1 protein-coding gene and 1 pseudogene (1 of these 2 only partly in view) are annotated in these 1,286 nt (G+C 47.4%); both read left to right on the forward strand.

The genetic code is table 11. From position 1 onward, the window contains the following. Positions 1–64 precede the first annotated feature (64 nt). Positions 65–949 carry a hypothetical protein gene (locus A2048_10285; GenBank protein ID OGP10528.1) on the forward strand — a complete coding sequence of 295 codons (885 nt, stop codon included), beginning with the start codon at positions 65–67 and terminating at the stop codon, positions 947–949. Continuing rightward, positions 903–1,286: pseudogene (locus tag A2048_10290) on the forward strand (hypothetical protein); it runs 1,224 nt beyond the window's last position. The gene A2048_10285 and the pseudogene A2048_10290 overlap by 47 nt, the downstream one beginning before the upstream one ends.

Here is a 1,286-nt window from a genome sequence, read left to right on the forward strand (position 1 = left end):
AAAAGAGGGTGTCAGCTCTTTCGTCCTTTCTTCAGAAGAGAGCTCACTGCGGACGAAGATTAACTTGGTTAGCAGTGTCTTAACTGTCGTCAATTGGGATTTAGGCCCTTCCGATATTTTCAGCGAGGGGGAAATTATTTGGATGGAGAGGACTTTTGATAAATCCTCGCTGGTTATTTTCGGAAATCCAGAGGGAGCGGAAGTTCGGTTCGATGATGAATTTCTGGGAACGACTCCGGTCTCAACCGATAAAACAACCATTGGTGATCATGCCGTAAAGATCAGCAGACAAGGATATAAAGCGAGAACGGTGAAAATCAAAATTCAGGACGGTTACAAACTATCAATAAAATTCCAGCTCTTTCTGATCCCCGGAACGGCCGACTCCCCGGCGACTCCTTTTTCGCCCGAACTTCGTTTCACCATCCGTGATCTCTCCAGTAGTGATCCTCTACTCTACTCGGATACGAAGTCTTGGGTTCGCGGCCTTTCCTATTTCTTAGGAAAATCCGGTGCGGGAGCCGCCGATGATAAGAAAGTGGATTACTATTTTGATTATCAGGGAAAGGTTTTTGATCCGTCCGGATTTAAAGTTGCGGATAATTCTGAAGTAGAGAAGGCCGAAAAATTGTCTCTCGGTTATCTGGGCCGGAAAAGCGATAGTGGTCTTACCGAAGAAGCGAAAAAGTCGCTGGTCGCCTTCGCTCAAAGGACTCTTATTTCCCAAAAATTAGTGGAAATTCTACCGACAGGTTCACAACCTTCCTCCGCCTACCCCAATGGTTGGTTGCGGGTGCGGGCAACACCGTCCTTGGCTGGAGAAGAGGTGGCCAAGGTGGGCGTGGGGGACAAAGTAATCTTTCTCGACGAGCAGGGAAGTTGGTATCAGATAAAACTGCCTGATGGTAAAATTGGTTGGATTTCCGCGGCCTTCGCTAAAAAACTTTAAATACAAAACGCTCACGGCTTTCCTGCTCATAGTTTTTCTCCTACAGGCGCCTTCTGCGTTGGCTGAAGATATTTGGTTATTTACGCGGCCGAGCCCTCCCTCGTACGGGCCGGTCGGCCTTAATCGCTTGGTAGATCACTGGAATAACACACCCTTTAACGATTATTGTTATAGTAACTTTGGCCGTGCTTTTAATGTTTCCGTAAACAACAACGACGCCGTTCTTCTAAATGGCCTATCCATCATGGTTTGGTCACCGACACGTCCGCTGACTCCCACCGACTATGCTTCTTTAAAATTGACGATCCTTCCCGGAGAAGCCAGTACTCTCATCGGT

This window comes from Deltaproteobacteria bacterium GWA2_45_12, assembly GCA_001797365.1.
Lineage (GTDB): Bacteria > UBA10199 > UBA10199 > UBA10199 > UBA10199 > UBA10199.